This is a genomic window from Ramlibacter alkalitolerans (assembly GCF_016722765.1).
Classification (GTDB): Bacteria; Pseudomonadota; Gammaproteobacteria; order Burkholderiales; family Burkholderiaceae_C; genus Ramlibacter; species Ramlibacter alkalitolerans.
The window spans coordinates 325,634-348,801 of sequence record NZ_JAEQND010000001.1 but is presented as its reverse complement, the minus strand read 5'-3'; the positions used below and the strand labels follow the sequence as shown (position 1 = coordinate 348,801).

The 23,168-nt window shown below is 70.7% G+C and carries 18 protein-coding genes; 7 read left to right on the top strand and 11 right to left on the bottom strand.

The genetic code is table 11. The annotated features are described in order from the left end of the window. The 4 genes from JI746_RS01615 to JI746_RS01600 form a co-directional block, all read right to left on the bottom strand. Complete coding sequence (locus JI746_RS01615; RefSeq protein WP_201687024.1) at positions 1-723, bottom strand: energy transducer TonB; 723 nt, start codon at positions 721-723, stop codon at positions 1-3. 5 nt (positions 724-728) lie between these two features. Next, on the bottom strand, positions 729-2,243 hold the full coding sequence (locus tag JI746_RS01610) for a PepSY-associated TM helix domain-containing protein (protein ID WP_201687023.1): 1,515 nt from the start codon (positions 2,241-2,243) through the stop codon (positions 729-731). 9 nt (positions 2,244-2,252) lie between these two features. Beyond that, a complete protein-coding gene (locus tag JI746_RS01605; protein ID WP_201687022.1) occupies positions 2,253-4,577 on the bottom strand; it encodes a TonB-dependent receptor in 2,325 nt (774 codons plus the stop codon). 75 nt (positions 4,578-4,652) lie between these two features. Next, complete coding sequence (locus JI746_RS01600) at positions 4,653-5,006, bottom strand: DUF2946 family protein (protein ID WP_201687021.1); 354 nt, start codon at positions 5,004-5,006, stop codon at positions 4,653-4,655. Positions 5,007-5,245: 239 nt separating this feature from the next. Between JI746_RS01600 and JI746_RS01595 the strand changes: the two genes are divergently transcribed. The 6 genes from JI746_RS01595 to JI746_RS01570 all read left to right on the top strand — a co-directional run bounded on the left by JI746_RS01595 (position 5,246) and on the right by JI746_RS01570 (position 14,186). Next, positions 5,246-7,936 (top strand): excinuclease ABC subunit UvrA, encoded by a 2,691-nt coding sequence (locus JI746_RS01595; protein ID WP_201687020.1) that lies wholly within the window; start codon positions 5,246-5,248, stop codon positions 7,934-7,936. Between the two features lie 11 nt (positions 7,937-7,947). Continuing rightward, complete coding sequence (locus JI746_RS01590; RefSeq protein ID WP_201687019.1) at positions 7,948-8,868, top strand: adenylate/guanylate cyclase domain-containing protein; 921 nt, start codon at positions 7,948-7,950, stop codon at positions 8,866-8,868. Between the two features lie 189 nt (positions 8,869-9,057). Next, positions 9,058-10,626 carry an acyl-CoA carboxylase subunit beta gene (locus tag JI746_RS01585; RefSeq protein WP_201687287.1) on the top strand — a complete coding sequence of 523 codons (1,569 nt, stop codon included), beginning with the start codon at positions 9,058-9,060 and terminating at the stop codon, positions 10,624-10,626. Positions 10,627-10,636: 10 nt separating this feature from the next. Then, a complete protein-coding gene (locus JI746_RS01580) occupies positions 10,637-11,815 on the top strand; it encodes an acyl-CoA dehydrogenase family protein (RefSeq protein WP_201687018.1) in 1,179 nt (392 codons plus the stop codon). A gap of 2 nt (positions 11,816-11,817) precedes the next feature. Further along, complete coding sequence (locus JI746_RS01575; protein ID WP_456239073.1) at positions 11,818-13,701, top strand: ATP-binding protein; 1,884 nt, start codon at positions 11,818-11,820, stop codon at positions 13,699-13,701. Next, a complete protein-coding gene (locus JI746_RS01570; RefSeq protein WP_201687016.1) occupies positions 13,698-14,186 on the top strand; it encodes a thioesterase family protein in 489 nt (162 codons plus the stop codon). Before JI746_RS01575 ends, JI746_RS01570 begins: the two co-directional genes overlap by 4 nt. 6 nt (positions 14,187-14,192) lie before the next feature. Here the strand turns inward: JI746_RS01570 and JI746_RS01565 are convergent, their stop codons facing one another. The 7 genes from JI746_RS01565 to JI746_RS01535 form a co-directional block, all read right to left on the bottom strand. Further along, a complete protein-coding gene (locus JI746_RS01565; RefSeq protein ID WP_201687015.1) occupies positions 14,193-15,278 on the bottom strand; it encodes an AI-2E family transporter in 1,086 nt (361 codons plus the stop codon). Between the two features lie 158 nt (positions 15,279-15,436). Further along, positions 15,437-16,597 (bottom strand): ABC transporter substrate-binding protein, encoded by a 1,161-nt coding sequence (locus JI746_RS01560; protein WP_201687014.1) that lies wholly within the window; start codon positions 16,595-16,597, stop codon positions 15,437-15,439. A 12-nt stretch (positions 16,598-16,609) separates the two neighbouring features. Beyond that, positions 16,610-18,466: an AMP-dependent synthetase/ligase gene (locus tag JI746_RS01555; protein WP_201687013.1), complete on the bottom strand. Its 1,857-nt coding sequence runs from the start codon at positions 18,464-18,466 to the stop codon at positions 16,610-16,612. 19 nt (positions 18,467-18,485) lie between these two features. Further along, complete coding sequence (locus JI746_RS01550) at positions 18,486-19,283, bottom strand: ABC transporter ATP-binding protein (protein ID WP_201687012.1); 798 nt, start codon at positions 19,281-19,283, stop codon at positions 18,486-18,488. After that, positions 19,280-20,092 carry an ABC transporter ATP-binding protein gene (locus JI746_RS01545; protein ID WP_201687011.1) on the bottom strand — a complete coding sequence of 271 codons (813 nt, stop codon included), beginning with the start codon at positions 20,090-20,092 and terminating at the stop codon, positions 19,280-19,282. The genes JI746_RS01550 and JI746_RS01545 overlap by 4 nt, the downstream gene beginning before the upstream one ends. Beyond that, positions 20,092-21,168, bottom strand: a complete 1,077-nt coding sequence (locus JI746_RS01540; RefSeq protein ID WP_201687010.1) for a branched-chain amino acid ABC transporter permease — start codon at positions 21,166-21,168, stop codon at positions 20,092-20,094. The genes JI746_RS01545 and JI746_RS01540 overlap by 1 nt, the downstream gene beginning before the upstream one ends. Continuing rightward, entirely contained in the window at positions 21,165-22,040 is an 876-nt protein-coding gene (locus tag JI746_RS01535; RefSeq protein WP_201687009.1) for a branched-chain amino acid ABC transporter permease, read from the bottom strand. Before JI746_RS01535 ends, JI746_RS01540 begins: the two co-directional genes overlap by 4 nt. A 133-nt stretch (positions 22,041-22,173) precedes the next feature. Between JI746_RS01535 and JI746_RS01530 the strand changes: the two genes are divergently transcribed. Next, entirely contained in the window at positions 22,174-23,085 is a 912-nt protein-coding gene (locus JI746_RS01530) for a crotonase/enoyl-CoA hydratase family protein (RefSeq protein WP_236599473.1), read from the top strand. Positions 23,086-23,168: the final 83 nt, after the last annotated feature.

Below are 23,168 nucleotides of genomic sequence, written 5' to 3'. Positions count from 1 at the left end.
TCACTCCAGGACGAAATTGAGGGGGACACTGAACCACATGGCCGTCGCCACGCCGCCCTTCTTGCCGGGGACGTAGCGCCAGCGCTGGACCGTCGCGAGCGCGGCGGCGTCGAGGCGGTCGAAACCGCTGGAAGACTGGACCTTGGCCTGCTGTGCGGACCCATCGGGGCCGATCAGCACGTCGACGACCACCTTGCCCTGCTCGCGCAGCTTGCGGCTGATCGACGGGTAGGCGGGCCGGGGGTTCTGCAGGTACTCCGCGTCGCTCACGGGCAGTTCGATGGGCGTCGGCGCGGCCGGCACGGCCTTGGCCACCACGACGGGGGCCGGCGGTGCGACCGGCGCGGGCGGCGCGGCGGCGACCACCGGCTGCGTGATCGGCGCCAGCGCCACCTGCGTGGGTGCGGCCAGCGGCGCTTCGGGCGCCGGCTGCGGCGCGGGCTTCGCCACCGGCATCGGCGCTGGCGCCGGCGCGGGACGCGGGGCCGGCGGCGGCGCGTGCTTCACCACCTTGTGCGCCACCGGGGGTGGGGGCGGGGCCTGCACCGGTTTCGGGGGCGTGATCACCTGCGGCGGCTCGGGTTCGATCAGCACCGCCATGATCGTCTCGGGCAGCACGCTTTCGACGGTGCGCCGCACGAGCCCGCTCTGCAGGGCCCACACGCCACCCACGTGCAGCAGCAGCACGCTGCCGGCGACGAGGAGGTTGCGTTGCGTCTTCATGGTGTTCAACCCTGCGCAAGAACCATGCGCGCCGTGCGCTCGCGCCAGACCAGGACGATCTCGAAGATCGCGACGAGGGCGGCCGTCCACGCGAACAGCGGCATCGCCACCAGCAGCAGCGCGGTGGCGATCCAGCCGCCCACGGGCATGGCCGTCCACGCGCCCGGCAGCAGCCGCGGCAGCATGGCGCTGCCCTGGCGCAGGCGCAGCACGAACATCACCCAGCCGGACACGAGCGAGAACAGCACGCCGGCGCCGAACAGGAACAGCAGCACCTGGTTCCAGACGCCGAACTCGCCGCGGTGGAAGGGGATGCCGATCGCGGTGGCCTTGCCGAAGGCGGTCTGCTGCTCCCAGCCGGCCTGGAACAGGGCCTGGCCGCTGTAGGCATCGAGCACCAGGTTGACCTTCTTCGCCGGCGCGGTCTGCTCGGAGGTGTTGATGCGCCACGTGCCCTGCTCGTTGCGCGGCGGGGTCAGCAGCAGGGTGACGTCGGGTGCGCTCCTGCGCGCGCTCTGCAGGATCGCCTCCCAGCCCAGGGCCACGCGGCCTTCGACGGTGGCGGACTGCAGTCCCTTCGGCGGCAAGGGCGGCGCCTGGCCGATCGCATCGCGGAAGGTGCGGATCTGGTCGCCGGCGTTCTTGCTCCAGGTCAGGCCGGTGCTGAGGATGGCCAGGCTCATGACGGAGAGCGCGACGCCGAGGAAACCGTGCCACTGTTTCCACGCATTGCGGCCGCGGGCGCTGCCCTCCGGCAAGGCACGCGCCTGGCCGCGCGGCCACCACAGCCAGATGCCGGTGAGCAGCATGACCATCAGCCAGCTTGCCGAGAGCTCGATCATCCAGCGCCAGCCGTCGCCCTGCAGCAGCGAGGAGTGCAGGCGCTTGGACCAGGTGCCGAAGCGCTCCATCTCGCCCTGGCTGCCCAGGACCTTCGCCGTGTACGGATCGACGTAGACGATGGTGCCGCGCGGCAGGCGGTCGCCGGCCGTCGCGGTGGAGGTCACGGCGGCGACCGGTGCCGGGATGCTCTCCGGGGTGACACCGGCCGCGCCATGGCCGGCGTGCGCCGCGTGGCCCGCGTGGCCGGCGTGATCGGCATGCCCGGCGTGATCGGCATGCCCGGCGTGCGTGATCGGCGCGGCCGGCGCCGCCGGGGCAGGAGCTGCCGCCGGAGCCCCGTGGCCCGCGTGCTCGCCGAGCGCGTGGCGCGCCGGGCTGAACACCACCTGCACCGAGGCGTCGGCGCGGCCCGGGACGATCACGTTCTTCAGGTGCTGGCCGGCCGGCGCCACCGCCTGCGCCGCCCGCACCACTTCGTCGAGCGGGCGGGCGTGGCCGACCACCGCGACCCGGTCGAGGTCGCCGTGCAGCACGGCTTCGACCTGCGGCGTGAACACGTAGAGCAGCCCCGTCAGGGCGGCGAGGATCGCGAACGGCGAGGCGATCAGCGCAGCCCAGAAGTGGACACGCAGGAACAGGCTGCGGCGGCGGGCGATCACGGTCTGGGGCGTGCGCATGGCGGCTCCTTACAGGTCGAACTTCACTTCCGCCGTGTACGTCCGCTGCGGATACGGGTGGAAGTTCCAGTACTTGTCGTTGTTGACGTTGTCGATGCCGAAGGCGAGCGAGGTCGTCTTCGTCGCCTGGTAGTGCACGCGCAGGTCGACGACGAAGAACTTGCTGACGCCCTGGTAGGTGGTGCCGTTGACGTCCTCGTTGTTCAGCGTGCGGAACTGGTTGCCGCTGTAGCGCGCCGCGATGCTCGTCGTGAGCTGCGGGTTCCAGTGGTACGCGGCCTGCACCGTGGCGCGCCAGCGCGGCACGTTCGGCTGGCGCTTGCCGATGGTGTCGCCGGGGGCACGGATGAAACCCGCGTTCTCCTCGATGATCGAATGCGCGTAGGTCACGCTGCCCTGCAGGTCCAGGCCCTGCATCCCGACGTCGCTGCCGCTGGCGGCGAACTCGAGGCCCTGGGTGTCGATGCGGCCGACGTTCTGGACGCGGCTCACGTTCTGATTGGCGGCCGGGTCGAACACCGACTGCGAGAAGATGGCGTCGCGGGTGCGCTCGGCAAACCAGGTCAGGCGCGTGAGCACGTTGCCGTACGGCTTCTCGCCACTGAGCTCGAAGGTCCAGGAGCGCTCGGGCCGCAGGTTCGGGTCGTTGAGGAACAGATTGTTGAGGGTGTTCGTCGCCCCGTACAACTCCTGCACCGTGGGAAAGCGCACCGCGCGTCCGAGGGCCGCCTTGATCACGGTCTCCTTCTGGAACTGCCAGGAGAGCGCGGCCTTCGGCGAGAAGGCGTTCTCGGAACGCGAAGGCTGGTTCGTCGCGAGCGCGGCGGTGCGGGTGCGCCCGTCGTAGGCCTGCCAGTGCTCGAACCGGCCGCCCAGCACCGTCTTCCAGGCCGGCGCGAAGGACCACGCGTCCTGCGCCCACACGCTGCGCAGGCGCGTGCGGCCGCCGACATCGCTCACCAGCGTTCCGGGCGCGCCATCGAGCCAACTGCCCAAAGCGTTGCGGGTGACGTAGTCCAGCTTGTAGCTGTCCTGCTGTACGCCGGCCTCGACGATGTGCGGGCCCTTCAGGCCGCCCGGGCGCCACGTGCCCTTGAGCGCCAGCGTGTTCCAGCCGGTGCCGCTGCCGTCGGCGATGGTGCCGGCGCCGCCGGTGCGCGCGCCGGGCAGCGTGTTGCCCGCGCCGTTCTGGCGCTTGATGTCCTTGTCGTAGTCGTACAGGCTGCCCGCCAGTTCCCAGTCGAAGAGGCCCTGCGTGTGGCTCTTGACGGAGAGACCGTGCATGAAGTGCGTGAGGCGCTCCTCGGTCAGCGGGAAGTCGCCGGCGCCGAGGGCCGGGAAGTTCAGGCCGTCGATGCTGACGGGGCCGCTGAACACCGGCTGGCCGCCGGCGTCGCGCAGGTAGCTGTCCGAGTTGCCGGACGACCTGTTCTGCCACACGCCCACGGTGTAGGCCGCGCGGACGGCCGGTGTGATGTCGTACGAGACCTTCGCCTTCAGGTGGTCCTGGCGCGTGTGGAACTGGGTCTGCGTGCCCAGCACGAACCACGGATCGTTGAGGTTGTTGCGATCGAGCACGGCGCCCGTCACGGCTGGCGCCAGGGTCGGGGCCTGCGCATTGGGCGCGGCGCCCTGGCGGACCAGCCGCGTCGCGAACGTCAGCGGCTGGCTTTCGCTGTCGGTGCGGTTGACGTTGAACCACCAGGCCCAGTCGCCCGCCTTGTTGCCGGCGCCGGCCGCGAGTTCGTGCGCGTGGAAGGTCCGGTCGGTGTTGTAAAGCTCGAAGGGCTGCACCGAGTAGCTCGCGCGGGCGTGCGCCTCGAACTTCTCCGGCATCCGCGTCGTGTACTCCACCACCGCGCCGACCGAGTTGCCCGGGTAGGCGGCGGAGAACGGGCCGTACATCACGTCGACGCGCGCGATCTCCTCCGGCGTCACCAGGCCCCAGCGGGGCGGGAAGCTCAGGCCGCCGACGCCGTTGCCCAGGTAGTTGGACAGCAGGATGCCGTCGGCATAGACGGCGGAGCGGGCGCTGTTGCCGGTGCCGGAGGCGCGGCTGGAGAGGATGGCGTGGTTGTAGTCGCCGGTGTAGCGCTTGCGAACCAGCAGGCTCGGGAAGTACTTCAGCGCGTCTTCGCTGTCGGTCGCGTTGATGGTCTGGTCGATCTGCTCGCGCGTGATCCCTTCCATGGTGGCGGGGATCTGCGTGGGCAGCGAGGTGGGCTGGTCGCCGGTGATGGTGACCACGCCGAGGGTCTTGCTCGGCGCTTCCTGGCCGGCGGCGAGGAGCGGGAAGGCCATGGCCAGGGCCAGGGCCATGCGGTTCTTGCGCATGTGCGGTTCTCTTCTTCTGACGATCGGTGCCGGCGCGCAGGCTCGCGCCGCGGGCGGTTCAAGGCGTGAACGGCGTCAGAGAAGGGGAGGACCGCGTTGCTGGAAGGGGACGGGCGCCTGGCTGGGAACCGGGACCGGGAGGTGCAGGACGGGCGTGTCGGCGGGCGCCGCGTGGGCGACGACGACCAGGGGCACCGGCGGCGCGCCGACCATCACGCACAGGCGGCAGTCGTGGTCGTGGCCGTGGCCGGAGGAGGGCGTGCCGCCGTCGTCGGCCGGCATCGGCATCAGCGCGCCGGAGCCGGAGCACACCACGTCGTCGCCGTGGGGCTGCAGCACCGGGGAGGCCACCGCGACGCCGACGGACAACGCGAACCAGACCAGCAGCAGCCGGCAGGTGAGGCGTTGGAGGCGACGCAGGGTTTCCATGACGAGGGAAAAGTAGCAAGGGGCGGGCCACGGCCGCGCAGCGGGCTCCATCGCCTCTGTCACAGACGGAAACAACGCCCTCGCTGGCCGCAGCACGCCGTGGGGATTGGGGGGGAATCCCCAACCTTGGGGCGCGGGGTCCCCACAGGCTGGCCGCCCTTCCTCTGGGGACGGTCCTACAAAAGTTTGCGACGCTTCCCACGGACCGACCGCCGGCCTGCCTCTACCGTTTCGCTTCCATGGGAAAAGAACGATCCGCCGCCGGCCGCGGCGACCGCGAGCGGGAGGAAGCACCGGCGACCCGGGCCGGCTTCGTGCGCGTGCGCGGCGCCCGCGAGCACAACCTGAAGGATGTCGACGTCGACGTGCCGCGCGACGCGCTGGTCGTCTTCAGCGGCGTCTCCGGCTCGGGCAAGTCCTCGCTGGCCTTCGGCACGATCTACGCCGAGGCGCAGCGGCGCTACCTCGAGTCGGTGTCGCCCTATGCCCGGCGCCTGATCGACCAGGCCGGGGTGCCCGACGTGGATGCGATCGAGGGCCTGCCGCCGGCCGTCGCACTGCAGCAGCAGCGCGGCACGCCCAGCACCCGGTCCTCGGTGGGCAGCGTGACGACGATCTCCAGCCTGCTGCGCATGCTCTATTCCCGCGTCGGCCACTATCCGCCCGGGCAGGCGATGCTGTACGCGGAGGACTTCTCTCCCAACACGCCGCAGGGCGCCTGCCCGCATTGCCACGGCCAGGGCCGCGTCTACGACGCCACCGAGGCCTCCATGGTGCCGGACGACGCCCTCACCATCCGCGAGCGCGCCATCGCCGCCTGGCCGCCCGCGTGGCACGGGCAGAACCTGCGCGACATCCTCGTTTCGCTGGGACACGACGTCGACAAGCCCTGGCGCGAGCTGCCGCGCAAGCTGCGCGACTGGATCCTGTTCACCGACGAGACGCCGACGGTCCCCGTGTACCCGGGCTTCACGCCTAAGGAGACGAAGGCCGCCCTGCGCAGGCGGATGGAGCCCGCCTACATGGGCACCTTCACCAGCGCCCGCAACTACGTGCTGCAGACTTTCGCCACGACCCAGAGCGCGATGATGCGCAAGCGCGTCGCCCGCTTCATGGTGAGCACGGCCTGCCCGGTGTGCGCCGGCAAGCGGCTCAAGCCGCAGGCGCTGTCGGTCACCTTCGCAGGCCACGACATCGGCGCCCTGTCGCAACGGCCGATCGACGAGGTGGCGCAGATCCTCGCCCCCGCCGCCGAAGGCCGCCTGCAGGACGTGATGCCGGCCGGCGAGCGCCTGTCGCGCGCGGCCTCGCGCCGGGCCACGCAGGCGCGGGTGGCGCAGGGCGGCTCGGCCCATGCCGCCGCCCCCGACGTGCGCCTGACCTCCGGCGTGTCGGAGGAAAAGCGCATCGCCGCCGAACGCCTGGCGCAGGACCTGATCGGCCGCCTGCGGGTGCTGCAGGAACTGGGGCTCGGCTACCTGTCGCTGGAGCGCAGCACGCCGACCCTGTCGCCCGGCGAACTGCAGCGGCTGCGCCTGGCGACCCAGCTCTCCTCCCAGTTGTTCGGCGTGATCTACGTGCTGGACGAACCCTCGGCCGGCCTGCACCCGGCCGACGGCGAGGCCCTGCTGGCCGCCCTGCAGCGTCTGAAGGCCAGCGGCAACTCGGTCTACGTCGTGGAGCACGACCTGTCCCTGATGCGGCGCGCCGACTGGCTGGTGGACGTCGGGCCGGCCGCCGGCGAGCGGGGCGGCCGGGTCCTGTACAGCGGCCCGCCCGCCGGCCTGGCGCAGGTGCAGGAGTCGCAGACGCGGCCGCACCTGTTCGGGCAGGTGGAACTGGCGCGCAAGCCGCCGCGCCCGCCGCGCGGATGGCTGCGCCTGTCCGGCGTGACGCGCAACAACCTGCAGGAGGTCGATGCGGAGATCCCGCTCGGCTGCCTCACCGCGGTCACCGGCGTCTCCGGCTCCGGCAAGTCGACGCTGGTCACCCGCGCGCTGCTGGAACTGGTGGCGCAGCACCTCGGGAGCCCGGTCGGCGACACGGAGGAGGAGGTCGAGGACGAACTCGATCCCGACGCCCGCGACGGCACCTGGTCGGGGCGGCTGGCCGGCGACGTGGCCGCGATCCGGCGCCTGGTGCAGGTGGACCAGAAGCCGATCGGCCGCACGCCGCGCTCCAACCTGGCCACCTACACGGGCCTGTTCGATGCCGTGCGCAAGCTGTTCGCGGCGACGCCGGCCGCGCGCAAGCGCCGCTACGATCCCGGCCGCTTCTCCTTCAACCTGCCCAAGGGCCGCTGCGCCACCTGCGAGGGGGAGGGCTTCGTCTCGGTGGAACTGCTGTTCATGCCGAGCGTCTACGCGCCCTGTCCGGACTGCCACGGCGCGCGCTACAACGGGCAGACGCTGGAGATCCGCTGGCGCGAGCGCAGCATCGCGCAAGTGCTGGCCATGACGGTGGAAGAGGCGGCCGACTTCTTCGCCGGGGAAGCGGCGATCGCGCGACCGCTGCAGGTGCTGCTGGAGATCGGCCTGGGCTACCTGCGCCTGGGCCAGCCGGCCACCGAGCTTTCCGGCGGCGAGGCGCAGCGCATCAAGCTGGCCACCGAGCTGCAGCGCACCCACCGCGGCGACACCCTGTACGTGCTGGACGAGCCCACCACCGGCCTGCATGCCTGCGACGTCGACCGGCTGATGCTGCAGCTGCAGCGCCTGGTGGACGAAGGCAACACCGTGGTCGTGGTGGAACACGAGATGCGGGTGGTGGCCCAGAGCGACTGGGTGATCGACATGGGCCCCGGCGCCGGGGCGCAGGGCGGCCGGATCGTCGCGGCGGGGCCGCCGCCGGAGGTCGCCGCGTCGCGCGCCAGCATCACCGCGCCCTATCTGGCCGAATGCCTGCGTGCCGCGACGCGGGCTGCCGGTTAGACTGATTCCACATGGCCGCCACCCCCACCGTCATGTTCGCGGACCTCACCGGCAGCACCGGGGTGTTCGAGAAGTTCGGCAACGAGGCCGCCACCCGCACCGTCACCGCGCTGACCGACTGGATCGCGGAGGTCTGCCGCGCGCATGGGGGCCGCGTGGTCAAGACGCTCGGCGACGGCGTGCTGGCCACCTTTCCCGCCGGCGCCGACGCCATCGAGGCGGCCGTCCAGATGCAGCGCGAGCACGCCCGCCGCAGCACGCGCCATGGCCTGGTCCACCGGCTGCAGTTGCAGGTGGGGCTGGCCTGCGGCGAGGTCGTCGAAGTGGCGGCGGACTGCTTCGGCGATGCGGTGAACGTCGCCGCCCGGCTGTCGAACCTCTCGGGGGCGCGCCAGATCCTCGCCACGGAGTCGGTCGTGCAGCAGGTGGCATCGCCGGCGCCGGGCACGCGGTTCCATCCGCTCGGCAGCGTGCCGGTGCGCGGGCGCGAGCAGGAGATCCCGCTGTTCCGCATCGACTGGGAAGAAGACGCCTCGACCGACATGATGACGATCCCGGCCTTCGACGGCCCGGCGCCCACGCCGTTCGCGCGGCCCGCCGTCGGTGCCATCGAGCTGCACTTCCTGGAGAACGGGCGCGTCTTCAGCAGCGACCAGCTGCCGGTGCACCTGGGGCGGGCCCGGGAAGCGGAGTTCCTGGTGCCCGATCCGCGCGTGTCGCGGCTGCACGCGCGCATCGTGCGCCACTACCGCAGTTTCGTGCTCGTCGACCTGAGCAGCAACGGCACCTGCGTGCGCTTCCAGGGCGCCCCGACGCCCGTGAGCCTGCGCCGCAACGAATGCGTGCTGCACGACAGCGGGGAGATCGCCCTGGGCCCCGACTTCGGCGACTGGTCGGTGCCGACGGTGCGCTTCGAACTCCGGCTGCGCTGAGCGCCCCGCGCCCCGCGGTCGGGCGCGCGCCGCTTGCCCGCGCGCAGCCGCTCTGCCATCATCGCCCGCCATGACGGCGCACTACCGCCCGGCGCACTCGCCGCAGCCCGAGGACGGCCGCCCGTGAGCGCTGTCTTCCGCGGCGCGTGGGACGCGCGATCGCCCGTGGCGCAGCAGCGCCGCGAAGCGATGCTGCAACGCATCGCGCAGTGGCGCGCGCTGGAACAGCGCAGCGCGGACAAGTCGGCCGAGGCGCGGCCCGTGTTCGACCGCCGCGGCCAGTTGCTGCCGCGCGAGCGCGTGGGCCTGCTGCTCGATGCGGGGCGGCCCTTCCTGCCCCTGTGCAGCCTCGCGGGCTTCCTGCAGGACCAGAAGGACCCGGCCGCGTCGGTGCCCGGCGGCGGCATCATCGCCGGCATCGGCTTCGTCGCCGGCGTGCGCTGCATGGTGGTGGCGAGCGACTCGGGCATCGATGCGGGCGCGATCCAGCCGATGGGGCTCGAGAAGATCCTGCGCGTGCAGGAGATCGCCCTGGCCAACAAGCTGCCCTTCGTGCACCTGGTCGAAAGCGCAGGCGCGAACCTGATGCGCTACCGGGTCGAGACCTTCGTGCAGGGGGGCGCGCTGTTCCGCAACCTGGCGCTGCTTTCCGCCGCGGGCATCCCCGTGATCACCGTGCAGCACGGATCGGGCACCGCCGGCGGCGCCTACATGCCGGGGCTCTCGGACATCGTGATCATGGTGCGCGGCCGCTCGCGCGCCTTCCTGGCCGGACCGCCGCTGCTGAAGGCCGCGACGGGCGAGGAAGCGACCGAGGAGGAACTCGGGGGCGCGGAGATGCACACGCAGGTCTCGGGGCTGGGCGAATACCTGGCGGAGGACGACCGGCATGCCCTGGGCATCGCGCGCGAGGTGCTGGCGCACCTCGGTCCGGCGTTCAGCGCCGGGCGTTCAGCGGAATTCCACGCGCAACGCCCGACGCCCGACGCCCGACCGGAGGAGGAACTCCTCGGGCTGATGCCGTCCAACCTGCGCGAGCCGGTCGACCTGCGCGAGGTGATGGTGCGGCTGGTCGACGCCGGCACGCTGCTCGAATTCAAGCCGGGCTACGGCGCGGCCACGGTGTGCGCGCAGGCCGTGCTCGCGGGGCATGCGATCGGCTTCATCGCCAACAACGGGCCGATCGACGTGGCCGGCGCCAACAAGGCCACGCACTTCATCCAGTGGCTGTGCCAGCTCGGCCAGCCGATCGTCTACCTGCAGAACACGACCGGCTATATCGTCGGCCGCCAGAGCGAGCGCGACGGGATGATCAAGCATGGCAGCAAGATGATCCAGGCCGTGACCCACGCGACGGTGCCGCAGATCACCATCCAGTGCGGCGCCTCCTTCGGGGCCGGCAACTACGGCATGTGCGGCCGCGCCTACGGGCCGCGCTTTCTCTTCAGCTGGCCCAGCGCGCGCACCGCCGTGATGGGCGGCGAGCAGGCGGCGCGCACCATGCAGATCGTGGGCGAGGCGGCGCTGGCGCGCAAGGGCACGGCACCGGATCCGGCGCAGGCCAAGCTGCAGTACGAGCGCATCGTGCAGATGTTCGAGGCGCAGGCGGATGCCTTCCACACCTCGGGCCTGCTGCTCGACGACGGCATCATCGACCCGCGCGACACCCGCGCCGTGCTGGCGTTCTGCCTGGATACGGTGGCCCAGGCGCAGGCGAGGCCGTTGCGGACTATCCAGTTCGGCGTCGCGCGCATGTGAGGAGCGGTCCATGCACTACAGCCACGAACACCTCGCGATCCAGCAGACCCTGCAGCGCTTCATCGCCGAGGAGATCAATCCGCACGTGGACGCATGGGAAGCGGCGGAGATCTTCCCGGCCCACGAAGTGTTCAAGCGCCTCGGCCAGCTCGGCCTGCTCGGATTGACCAAGCCCGAGGCGTACGGCGGCGCGGGGCTGGACTACTCGTACTCCGTGGCCATGGCGGAGGCGCTGGGCCACATCGATTGCGGCGGCGTGCCGATGGCGATCGGCGTGCAGACGGACATGGCGACGCCGGCGCTGGCGCGCTTCGGCAGCGACGCCCTGCGGCGCGAGTTCCTGGCGCCGGCGATCGCGGGCGACATGGTGGCCTGCATCGGCGTGAGCGAGCCGGCGGCCGGCAGCGACGTGGCGGGCATCCGCAGCCGCGCGCGCAAGGACGGCGACGACTACCTGATCACCGGCCAGAAGATGTGGATCACCAGCAGCCTGCAGGCCGACTGGATGTGCATGCTGGTCAACACGGGCGAAGGGCCGGTGCACCGCAACAAGAGCCTGGTGATCGTGCCGCTGCGCGAGAACGGCAAGCTGCGCCCCGGCATCGAGGTGGCGCGGAAGATCCGCAAGATCGGCATGAACAGCAGCGACACCGGCCTGCTGTACTTCGACGAGGTGCGGGTGCCGCAGCGCTTTCGCATCGGCGAGGAGGGGCAGGGCTTCATCTACCAGATGCAGCAGTTCCAGGAGGAGCGCCTGTGGGCGGCGGCGAGCTGCCTGGTGTCCCTGACCCACTGCATCCAGTGGACCATAGCGTGGGCGCAGGAGCGCAGGCTGTTCGGCGCCGTGCTGGCCGACCAGCAGTGGGTGCAGTTCAAGCTGGCCGAACTCAAGACCGAGGTGGAAGCGCTGCGCGCGCTGACCTACCGCGCCTGCGACCTCTACGTGCAGGGGCAGGATGTGCTCGAACTCGCATCGATGGCCAAGCTGAAGGCAGGCCGCCTGAACCGGCTGGTGCCGGACACCTGCCTGCAGTTCTGGGGCGGCATGGGCTACACCTGGGAGAACAAGGTCTCGCGCATGTACCGGGACGGCCGGCTGGCCTCGATCGGAGGCGGCGCCGACGAAGTGATGCTGGGCATCCTGGCCAGGCTGATGGGCATCGCCAAGCGGCGCCCGGCGAACGAATGAAGATCCGCCGCGTCCTCGTCGCCAACCGCGGCGCCATCGCCTGCCGCATCTTCCGCACGGCGCAGCGGCTCGGGCTGGAAACGGTCGCCGTCTACTCGGAGGCCGACCGCGATGCGCTGCACGTGCGCGCAGCCACCGAAGCGCGCCCGCTCGGAGGCGCGGCGGCGGCGGACTCCTACCTGCGCATCGACCGGATTCTTGCCGCCGCCCGCGCATCGGGCGCCGACGCCGTGCACCCCGGCTACGGCTTCCTGAGCGAGAACGCCGATTTCGCCCAGGCCGTGGCCGATGCCGGACTGACCTGGATCGGCCCCGGCCCCGACGCGATGCGCGCCCTGGGCCACAAGGCACGCGCGAAGGAACTCGCGCATGCGCGCGGCATTCCCTGCCTGCCCGGCTACCACGGCGACGACCCGTCCGACGAACGCTTGCTCGCCGCCGCGCGCGACATCGGCTTTCCGGTGATGGTCAAGGCCAGCGCCGGCGGCGGCGGCCGCGGCATGCGGCTGGTGACCGAGGCGGCGCAGCTTCCCGCCGCCCTGCAGGCCGCCCGCTCGGAGGCGCAGTCCGCCTTCGGCGACGGCGAACTGCTGCTCGAACGCGCGCTGCCCCGGCCGCGGCACATCGAGATCCAGCTGATCGCGGACCTGCACGGCCGCTGCCTGCACCTCGGCGAGCGCGACTGCTCCGTGCAGCGCCGGCACCAGAAGCTGATCGAGGAGTCGCCCAGCCCCGCGGTCGACGCGTCGCTGCGCGAGCGCATGGGAACGCACGCGGTCGAACTCGCGCGCGCGGCGGGCTATGTCGGCGTGGGGACGGCGGAGTTCCTGGTCGACGAGCATGGCCGCTTCTGGCTGCTGGAGATGAACCCGCGGCTGCAGGTGGAGCATGCGGTGACGGAGATGGTCAGCGGCCTCAACCTGGTCGAATGGCAGCTGCGCATCGCCGCCGGCGAGCGCCTGCCGTACCGGCAGGAGCACCTGAACCTGCAGGGGCACGCGATCGAGGTGCGGCTGTGCGCGGAGGACGAATCCTTCCTGCCGCAGACCGGCCGGGTGCAGCTGTTCAGGCCGCCGCCGGCCGGGGAGGGACGCAGCGCCGGCGCGCGCCTGCGCTTCGACCACGCGCTGTTCGAAGGCGTGGAGGTCACGCCGCACTACGACGCGCTGCTCGGGAAGCTGGTCGCGCACGCGCCGACGCGCGAGCAGGCCATCGCGCGCCTGCTCGCCGGGCTGGAGTCGCTCCAGGTGCTGGGGCTGGCCACCAACCGGCGGCTGCTCGCCGCCTGCCTGCGCCATCCCGAATTCGCGGCCGGCGCGGCGCACGTCGACTTCCTCGCGCGCCATGGCGACGCGATCCGGCGCCAGCTGGCGGCGGAGGAATTCGGCGCGGTGCCGCAGGCGGCGCTGGCGCTGCTGCTGCCGCAGGGGCCCGCCAGCGCGCTGCCGTCGCCCTTCCTGCGGCCGTGGCGCGTGCGGCACCACGGCGAGCTGCTGGACCTGCCGGTGCGCGAAGCCGATGGTGTCGCCCCGCCGCCGGTGCAGGCGGCCCCCGTGGCGCCGGGCCGCTGGCACGTGCAGAGCGGCGCCATCGACCTGTTCCTGGAAGATGCCTCCTACGACCCGCCCGCCGGTGCTGGCGCCGCTGCCACGGCCAACGAACTGCGGGTGCCCTTCAACGGCAAGGTGATCGCCGTGCATGCCCGCGCCGGCAGCTCCGTGCGCCGGGGCGACACCCTCGTGGTCGTCGAATCCATGAAGCTGGAACACGCGCTGCTGGCGGCGCGCGATGCCACCGTGCGCACCCTGCACGTGCAGCCGGGAGAGCAGGTGGCGACGGCGCAGGTGCTGGTGACCTTCGAGGCTGCGCCACAATCGGGTCCATGACCCGTGACCCGACCGCCATCGCCGCCCTGGAATTCGAGGAGGAGTTCGTCACCGGCCTGCGCACCATCTTCGAGGAGAAGATCGTGTTCAACCGGGTGCTCGGCCTGCAGGTCGTCTCCCTGCTGCCGCAGCGGGTGACGGGCCGCATCGCGATGAAGCCGGAGCTGGTGGGGCACTACCTGTTCAACCGCGTGCACGGGGGCGTGATCAGCGCCGGCCTCGATGCCATGGGGGGGCTGGCCGTGATGGCGGCGGTCGGCGAGCGCCACCTCGCCGAGCCGCCGGCCCAGCGGCTGCAGCGCTTCGGCAAGCTGGGGACCATCGACCTGCGGATCGACTACCTGCGCCCTGCCATCGGCGAGCACTTCGTGCTGCACGCGGAGGTGCTGCGCCTGGGCTCGCGCGTCGCCAGCACGCGCATGGAGTTCCTGGGACCGGACGGCAAGCTGCTGGCCAGCGCCGCCGGCGCGTACATCATTTCCTGAGCGCGCTCACGCCGGCGGGATGGTGGACTGCTGGCGCACCGAGGCCAGCATCTCCCAGCTCACGAGGAAGATCGCCGCGATCACCGGCCCGATCACGAAGCCATTGAGGCCGAACACCACGATGCCGCCCAGCGTGGCCACCAGCACCAGGTAGTCGGGCATGCGCGTGTCCTTGCCCACGAGGATGGGGCGCAGCACGTTGTCGACCAGCCCGATCACCAGGGCGCCCCACACGGCCAGGCCGATGGCCTTCACCAGCGCGCCGGTGAGGAAGTAGTAGATCGCGATCGGCCCCCACACCATGGCGGCGCCCACGGCCGGCAGCAGCGAGAGCAGCGCCATCACCGCACCCCACAGCAGGGCGCCCGGCAGGCCCAGCACCCAGAAGGCGAGGCTGCCCAGCGCGCCCTGCACCAGCGCCACGACGATGTTGCCCTTGACCGTGGCGCGCACGACGGTGGCGAACTGCGTGAGCAGCCGGCGCGTGTGCTGCGGATGCAGCGGGATCGCGCGGGCGATGGACTGCGACAGCTGCTCGCCGTCGCGGAACAGGAAGAACAGCACGTAGAGCATCACGAAGAAGGCGACGACGAAGTCCAGCGTCACCTGGCCGATGCCCACCACGCGGCTGGTGAGCACCTGTCCGCTCGAAGTGAGCGTGGCCAGCAGCTTCTTCTGCAGCAGCCCGAGGTCCCCGACACCGAAGCGCTCCAGCACGGAGCGGGCCCAGTGCGGCAGGGCGTCGAGCATGCGCTGGAAGAACTGGCCGATCTGGATCTCGCCCGAGCGCATCTTCTCGACCAGCACCGACGCTTCGGCCGTGGTGGAGGCGATGATCATCGCCAGCGGCAGGATCACGATCAGCAGGATGACCGTGAGCGATGCGAGCGCGGCCATGTTCCTGCGGCCGTGGCTGCCCTGCACGAAGCGCTGGTGCAGCGGCCAGAACACGATGGCGATGAAGACCGCCCAGCAGACCGCGCCGAAGAAGGGCCAGATGATCAGCAGGAACAGCGCCGTCGCCGCGAGCACCAGCAGCAGCAGCGACTTGAACTCGAGTTGGGGGTTCTTCAGCGGGTTCGGCGCGCTCATCCTGTCGAGGGTAGCAACAAACCAGCGCGCCTGGGGGCGCGATGACGGAATGACTTCGCCGCTGCGCAGCCCGATGACACGCTTCGCTGATGACAAAAGGGATCGTTCGTCATCGCGAAGCGTGTCATCGAGGCCGCAGCGCGGCCGAGGTCATTTCGTCATGGACGCACGTAGTCGGAGACGACCTTCCAGCGGCCGTCCTGGATCTGCGACAGGCGCGAGAGCTCGTTGCCCAGGTGCTTGGTGGCCGTATAGGTGGAGATCGGACTGCCGAAGATGTCGGGCTCGAAGGTCATGCCGTCCATGGCCTTGATGAAGCTGTCGGTGGTGAGGTTGGGACCGGCCTTCTGCGCCACCCGGGCGAACTGGTCGACGATGCTGTAGCCGTAGACCGAGAACACCGTCGGATCCTCGTTGAACTTCGTCTTGTACTTGGTGGCCCAGAAGCGGATCGGCTGGGAGGCCTCGTCCAGGTAGGGGTGCTGCACCGTCATCGTGGCGTACAGGCCGTCGACCGCCTTGCCTCCCAGCTTGTGGATCAGGTCGGTGTAGGCGGCGCTGGAGCCCAGGAAGGTGGGGTTGTAGCCGGTCTTGCGGGCCTCCGCGATGGCGCCTATGGTCTCGCGGATGATGGTGCCCAGCACCACGACCTCGCAGCCGGATGCCTTCAGCTTGGCCACCTGCGAGGAGAAGTCGGTCGCGCCGCGCTTGTACGTGGTCTTCTCGCCGACGTCCATGCCCACCGCCTTCAGGCCTGCTTCGGCGCCGCGCTGCACCTCCAGGCCGAAGTCGTCGTCCTGGTACAGGGTGCAGACCTTCTTCGCGTTCTTCTCCTTCACCAGCTTGGGCAGCGCCGTGCGGATCTGGTCGTAGTAGGTCGCCGCGAACGAGTACTTCAGCCTGTGCAGCGGCTCGTACATCTCGCGCGCGGCGGTGATCGGCATGAAGTTGATGATGTTCTTCTCGAACTGCACCGGCATCGCCGCCATGTTCTGCGCCGTCCCGATGTGGCCGGCGATCAGGAACACCTTGTCCTGGTTCACCAGCTTCTGCGCCGCCAGCACCGCCTTCTTGGGGTCGTAGGCCGAGTCCTCCACGGCCAGCTTGAGCCTGCGGCCCTGGATGCCGCCCTGCTCGTTGATCTCGTCCACGCGCAGCTGCATGCCCATGCGGGCCTGCTTGCCGAAGGCGGCGATCGGGCCCGAGAGGTCCTGGATGGTGCCGATCAGGATCTCGCTCTTCGAGACTCCTTGCTGCTGCGCGAGCGATGCGCTGCAGGCCAGTGCGGCGGCGAGCGCCAGGGTGGATTGCAATCTCATGTCTCGTCTCCTTCAGGCGTACATGGCTTCGATCTGGCGTGCGTACTTGCGCTGCACGAGGCTGCGCTTGAGCTTCATGGTGGGCGTGAGCTCCTCGTCCTCGGCGGACAGCTGCGTATCGAGCAGGAAGAAGCGCCTGACCTGCTCGACGCGGGCGAAGTTGCGGTTCACGCGGTCGATCTCGGACTGGATCAGCGCCTGCACCTCGGGCGCGCGCGTGAGGCTGGCGTAGTTGGAGAAGGGCACGTCGTGGTCCTGCGCGTACTTCTCCACGTTCTCCTGGTCGATCATCACGATCGCGCTCAGGTAGGGCCGGCGGTCGCCGATCAGCACGGCATCGGTGATGTAGGGCGAGAACTTCAGCTCGTTCTCGAACTCGCTGGGCGTCACGTTCTTGCCGCCGGCGGTGATGATGATGTCCTTCATGCGGTCGGTGATGCGCAGGAAGCCGTCGGCGTCGATGCTGCCCACGTCGCCGGTGCGCAGCCAGCCGTCCGCGGTGAAGGTCTCGGCGGTCTTCTGCGGCTGGTTCAGGTAGCCCCGGAACACGTTGGGGCCCTTCACCTGGATCTCGCCCGTGCCCGGGGCTATGCGCACCGCGTTGTAGCCGGCCGCCGGGCCGATCGAGCCGGGCTTGATCCGCGTCGGCGGCATGCCGGTGGCGGCGCCGCAGGTCTCCGTCATGCCCCACACCTCCAGCATGGGCACGCCCAGGGCGAGATACCAGCGCACCAGCTCGGGCGAGATCGGCGCCGCGCCCGTGACCAGGAAGCGCGCGCGGGCGATGCCGATCATGCGGCGCACGTTGGCCAGCACCAGCAGGTCCGCCGCGGCGAACTGCAGCTTCAGCAGGGGGCCGACGGGCTCGCCCGCGAGCACCTTCTGCGCGACGCGCTGCCCGGTGCCGATCGCCCACGCGTACGCACCCTGCTGCAGCCGGCCGGCTTCCTTCAGGGCGATCGTCACGCCGGAATAGAACTTCTCCCACACGCGGGGCACGGCGGTGAGCACGGTCGGCTGGATCTCGCGCACGTTCTCCGGCACCGTCTCCGGGTTCTCGACGAAATTGAGCCGGGCGCCGGTGTAGAGCGAGAAGTACTCGCCGCCCATGCGCTCGGCGATGTGGCACAGGGGCAGGAAGCACATGCACTCGTCGGCTTCGGAGCGCGCGATCAGCGTGTTGTAGCCCCGCACCGTGTACGCCAGCGCGCCGTGCGAATGCATGGCGCCCTTGGGCTTGCCGGTGGTGCCCGAGGTGTAGACCAGGATCGCGAGGTCTTCGGGGCGCACCGCGCGCACGCGCGCCTCCACCGCACCCGCATCCCGCGCGAGCACCTCGCGCCCGAGGTGGCGCAGCTCGTCGAGGCTGATCACCAGCGGGTCGTGCAGGTCGCGCAGGCCGTCCATGTCGAAGACGACGATGCGGCGCAGCCGGGGCAGCCGGTCGCGCACCTCCAGGGCCTTGTCCAGCTGCTCGTCGTCTTCCACGAACAGGATGCTGGTGCCCGAGTCCTCGCACAGGTAGTGCACCTGCGCCGGCGCGTCGGTGGGGTAGATGCCGTTGGCGACGCCGCCGCACGAGAGCACGGCGAGGTCGGCCAGCACCCATTCGACCACGGTGTTGGAGAGGATCGAGGCCGTGTCGTGCGGCTGGAAGCCGAGCGCGACCAGCCCGCCCGCGATCTCGCGCACCGCCTGGCCGGTGCGCTCCCAGGTCCAGCTGCGCCAGATGCCCAGCTCCTTCTGCCGCATCCACACCTTGGGCCCGCGCTGCACCACCGCATTCCAGAACAGGGCGGGCAGGGTGTCGCCTTCGAGCACGCTCTGCGTGATGGGCTGGAGGGCCGAAAGGTCCCAGAGCGTCTTCATGGCTTTCCGCGGCAGGAAGTCAGCGCCACGTCTTCTTCTTCTTCCAGCGCCGCTCGCCGCGCACGCCGGCTTCCTTCACGCCCAGGTAGAACTCCTTGATGTCCTCCTTCTCGCGCAGGCGGGCACAGGTGTCTTCCATCACGATGCGCCCGTTCTCCAGCACGTAGCCGTAGTCCGCCGTGGCCAGCGCCATGTTGGCGTTCTGCTCCACCAGCAGCAGGGTGGTGCCGCGCTCGCGGTTGATGCGCACCACGATCTCGAAGATCTCCCGCGTGAGCTTGGGCGAGAGCCCGAGGCTGGGCTCGTCCAGCAGGATCAGGTGCGGCGCCGCCATCAGCGCCCGCGAGATCGCGAGCATCTGCTGCTGGCCGCCGGAAAGAAGGCCGGCATCCTGCGTGGCACGTTCCTTCAGCACGGGGAAGTAGCGGTAGACGGCCTCCAGGTCGCGTGCGACGCCGTCGCGGTCGCGGCGCGTGTAGGCGCCCATCAGCAGGTTGTCGCGCACGGACAGCAGCGGGAACACCTCGCGGCCTTCGGGCACGTGGCACAGCCCTTCCTGCACGATCCAGGCCGGGTCGCGGGCGGTGATGTCCTCGCCCTTGAACGCGATGCTGCCCTTGCGCGGATCGAGGATGCCGGAGATCGTCTTCAGGATCGTCGTCTTGCCGGCGCCGTTGGCGCCGAGCACGGTGGCGATCTCGCCGCGCCGGACCTGCAGGCTGACGCCGCGGATCGCCTTGATCGGGCCGTAGGCGCTTTCGACGTTCGACAGGCGCAGCACCGGCAGGTCGCTGACGGCAGGCGGGTTGGAGGTCATCGGATCGCCTCGGGGGCCGGGGCCACGCCTTCGGACGGGCCCAGGTAGGCCTCGACCACGCGCGCATCGCGCTGCACTTGCGCGGGCGTGCCGATGGCCACCACTTCACCCTGGTTCATCGCCACCACGCGGTCGCTCACGCGCGAGACGAGGCTCATGTCGTGCTCCACCATCAGCACCGTGATGCCCAGCTCGGCGCGGATGTCCTGGATCCAGAAGGCCATGTCGCCGGTCTCCTCCACGTTCAGGCCGGAGGAGGGCTCGTCGAGCAGCAGGAGCTTGGGCTCGGTGCACAGCGCCCGCGCCAGCTCCACCACCTTGCGCACGCCGTAGGGCAGGCCGGCGACGGTGGCGTCGCGGTGGTGCTGCAGGTCCAGCAGGTCGATCACGCGTTCGACCTTCTCGCGCGCCTCGACTTCCGCCGCCCGCGCGCTGCGCGTGAACAGCATGTCGTGCAGCACGCCGGTGCGCCGGTGGGTGTGCCGGCCGACCAGCAGGTTGTGCAGCACCGAGGCGTGCTCGAACAGTTCGATGTTCTGGAAGGTGCGCGCGATGCCGAGGGCGGCGATGCGGTGCGGCGGCTGCCGGGTGAGCGGCCGGCCTTCGAAGGCGATGCTGCCGGTCGTGGGGTTGTAGATGCGGCTGATCAGGTTGAACACCGTCGTCTTGCCGGCGCCGTTCGGCCCGATCAGCGTGAGGACCTCGCCCCGGCGCACGTCGAAGCTCACGTCGTTGACGGCCAGCACGCCGCCGAAGCGCACGCCGAGGTGGCGGGCCGACAGCAGGGTGTCCGTCGTTTGGGTGGGCATCACCGCAGGCGCTCCGATTTCTGGAAGGCTTTCTGGCGCCGGAACATGCCGCGGCGGTAGAACGGGAACAGCATCAGGTAGGTGCGCACCTTGACCCAGCGGCCGTACAGCCCGAGCGGCTCGAACAGCACGAAGGCGACCAGCACGCCGCCGTACACCACGGCCTTCAGGCCCGGCGCCTGGCCGACTGCTTCCGGCAGGTAGTCCTTCACCCCGCTGATCGCCTGCGGCAGCCCGATCAGGAAGGTCGCGCCGAGGAAGGCGCCGTGCAGCGAGCCGAGCCCGCCGATCACCACCATCAGCAGCAGGTCGATCGACTGCACGATGTCGAACTGGTCGGGCGAGAGGAAGCGGATCTGGTGCGCATAGAGCGCGCCGCCCACGCCGGCGAGCGCCGCCGAGATCGCGAAGCTGAGGGTCTTGTAGCGCGCCAGGTGGATGCCCATGCTCTGGGCGGAGATCTCCGAATCGCGGATCGCGACGAAGGCGCGCCCGGTGGGCGAGCGCAGCAGGTTGGCGCAGACCAGCGTCGCCAGCACCGCGAGCACGAGGCAGACGAGATAGAAGGAGCGCGCCGTGTCGGCCGTCCAGCCGAACATCCTGACCGCGCCGACCGACTTGCCGACGTTGCCGCCGGTCACGCTTTCCCAGCGGGCGAACACTTCCTGCACGATGAAGCCGAAGGACAGGGTGGCGATGCCCAGGTAGATGCCCTTGACGCGCAGCGCCGGCAGGCCCACCACCACGCCCACCGCCGCCGACAGCGCCGCGCCCGCCGCGAGGGCGAGCGGGAACGGCCAGCCGAGGCCGGTGAGCGCCGCCTGCGCGTAGGCACCGACGCCGAAGAAGGCCGCATGGCCGATCGAGAACAGGCCGGTGAAGCCGGCCAGCAGCATCAGGCCCAGGCCCACGATGCCGTAGATCAGGATGAAGGTCAGTTGCGCCAGCAGGTATTCGGGCAGCAGCAGCGGCGCGGCCACCAGCAGCACGAGCAGCAGCCCGTACCAGAACACGTGTCCGGCGTGCTTCGCCAGGCGGATGTCCTGCTCGTAGGTGGTCTTGAAGACGAATCTCACACTTTCTTTCGCAGCTTCTCGCCGAACAGGCCGTTCGGCAGCACGACGAGCATCACGAGCACCACGATGTAGGGCGCCGTGTCCTTGAATCCCTCCGGCAGGTAGAAGCCCGAGAGCGACTCCACCACGCCGATCACCAGGCCGCCCGCGATCGCGCCGGGCAGGCTGCCGAAGCCGCCGACCACCGCCGCCGGAAACGCCTTCAGGCCGATGAAGCCCATGTTGGCGTGCACGAAGGTGATGGGCGCCAGCAGCAGGCCCGCGATGGCGGCCACGCCGGCGGCCAGCGCCCACGCCAGGCTGTTGAGGCGCTTGACCGGGATGCCCATGTAGTACGCAGCGAGCTGGTTCTGCGAAGCGGCCTGCATCGCGAGGCCCACCTTGCTGTAGCGGAACACGGCATAGAGCAGCGCGCACAGCAGCGCGGTGGCCGCGATCACCACCATCTGCTCCACGTTCAGCACCAGGCCCCCCACGTTCCAGGCCTGGTCCTTGTAGGGGACGGGGAGGGTGCGCGTCTCGGTGCCGATGCCGGGAATCATCGTGACCAGCCCGCGGGCGACGTAGCCGATGCCGATGGTGAGCATCACGATCGAGAACGCGGGCTGGCCCAGGATGGGGCGGATCACCACCTTTTCCAGCACCAGTCCGAACAGGGCCATCGCGCCGATCGCGCTGAGCACGGCGAGCCAGAAGGGGAAGCCCAGGCCGCCCATGGCCGCCAGCCCGAAGAAGGCGCCGAGCATCATCAGCTCCCCCTGGGCGAAGCTGACCGTTTCGGTGGCCTTGTAGATCAGGACGAAACCGAGCGCGATCAGCCCGTAGATGCAGCCCTGGGCGATGCCGCTGATGAAAAGCTGGAGGAACTGCACCTGCGCTGCTCCTTTCCCCCGGACGTTGCCGGCGGAAAATGTCTTATAGCGGGGCGGCGCGCGTGCGGCACACAGGGTTCGCCCCAACGACGCGCGCTGGCGGACGCACGGTGCCTGCGGTGTAATCGCGCGCATGGACGCCCCTGCGGTGCGCATGGAGAAGATCGACGCCGTGACGGTGGTGACGCTCGATCGCCCGCAGGTGCGCAATGCCGTCGATGCCGACACGGCCCGGCGGCTGCACGAGGCCTTCCTCGCCTTCGACGACGATGCGCAGGCGCGCGTGGCCGTGTTCCATGGTGCCCACGGTCACTTCTGCGCCGGTTGGGACCTGCAGTATGGTGCGCATGCGGCGCAGGAAGGCGGCGCCGCGGGCCTGGTGGCGCAACTCGAATTCGATGCGGCCACGGCGCGCCCTGCAGGGCCCATGGGGCCGACGCGGCTGCTCCTGTCCAAGCCGGTGATCGCCGCGGTGGCCGGCGCGGCGGTGGCGGGCGGCATGGAACTGGCCCTCTGGTGCGACCTGCGCGTGCTGGAGGAGGACGCCTTCTTCGGGATCTATTGCCGCCGCTTCGGCGTGCCGCTGATCGACGGCGGCACCGTGCGGCTGCCGCGGCTCGTCGGCATGGGCCATGCCATGGACCTGATCCTCACCGGCCGCAGGGTGGATGCGGCCGAGGCGCTGCGCATGGGGCTGGCGAACCGCGTGGTGCCGCGCGGTGCGGCCCGCGAGGCCGCCATCGCCCTGGCACTGCAGCTTGCCGCATTTCCGCAAGAGACGCTGCGTGCCGACCGGATGAATGCTTACGAGCAGTGGGGGAAGCCCGTGGAGGCGGCGCTGCGCGCCGAGTGGGAGCGCAGCCGCGAACGGATCGCGGACGGCCTGGAGGGGGCGGCCCGCTTCGCGGCAGGGGAGGGGCGGCACGGTTCTGCCGTCGTTCCCGCGGAGGCGGGGGCGGAGCGGCATGCAAGGGACGTCGTTCCCGCGGAGGCGGGAACCCACGGCGCTGCGCGCCGCTCTGGGCCCCCGCCTGCGCGGGGGTGACGGATCAAAGCGCGCGGCCGTGACGAGTCAAAGCGCGCGGGGGTGACGAATCAAAGCGCGCGGGGGTGACGAATCAAAGCGCG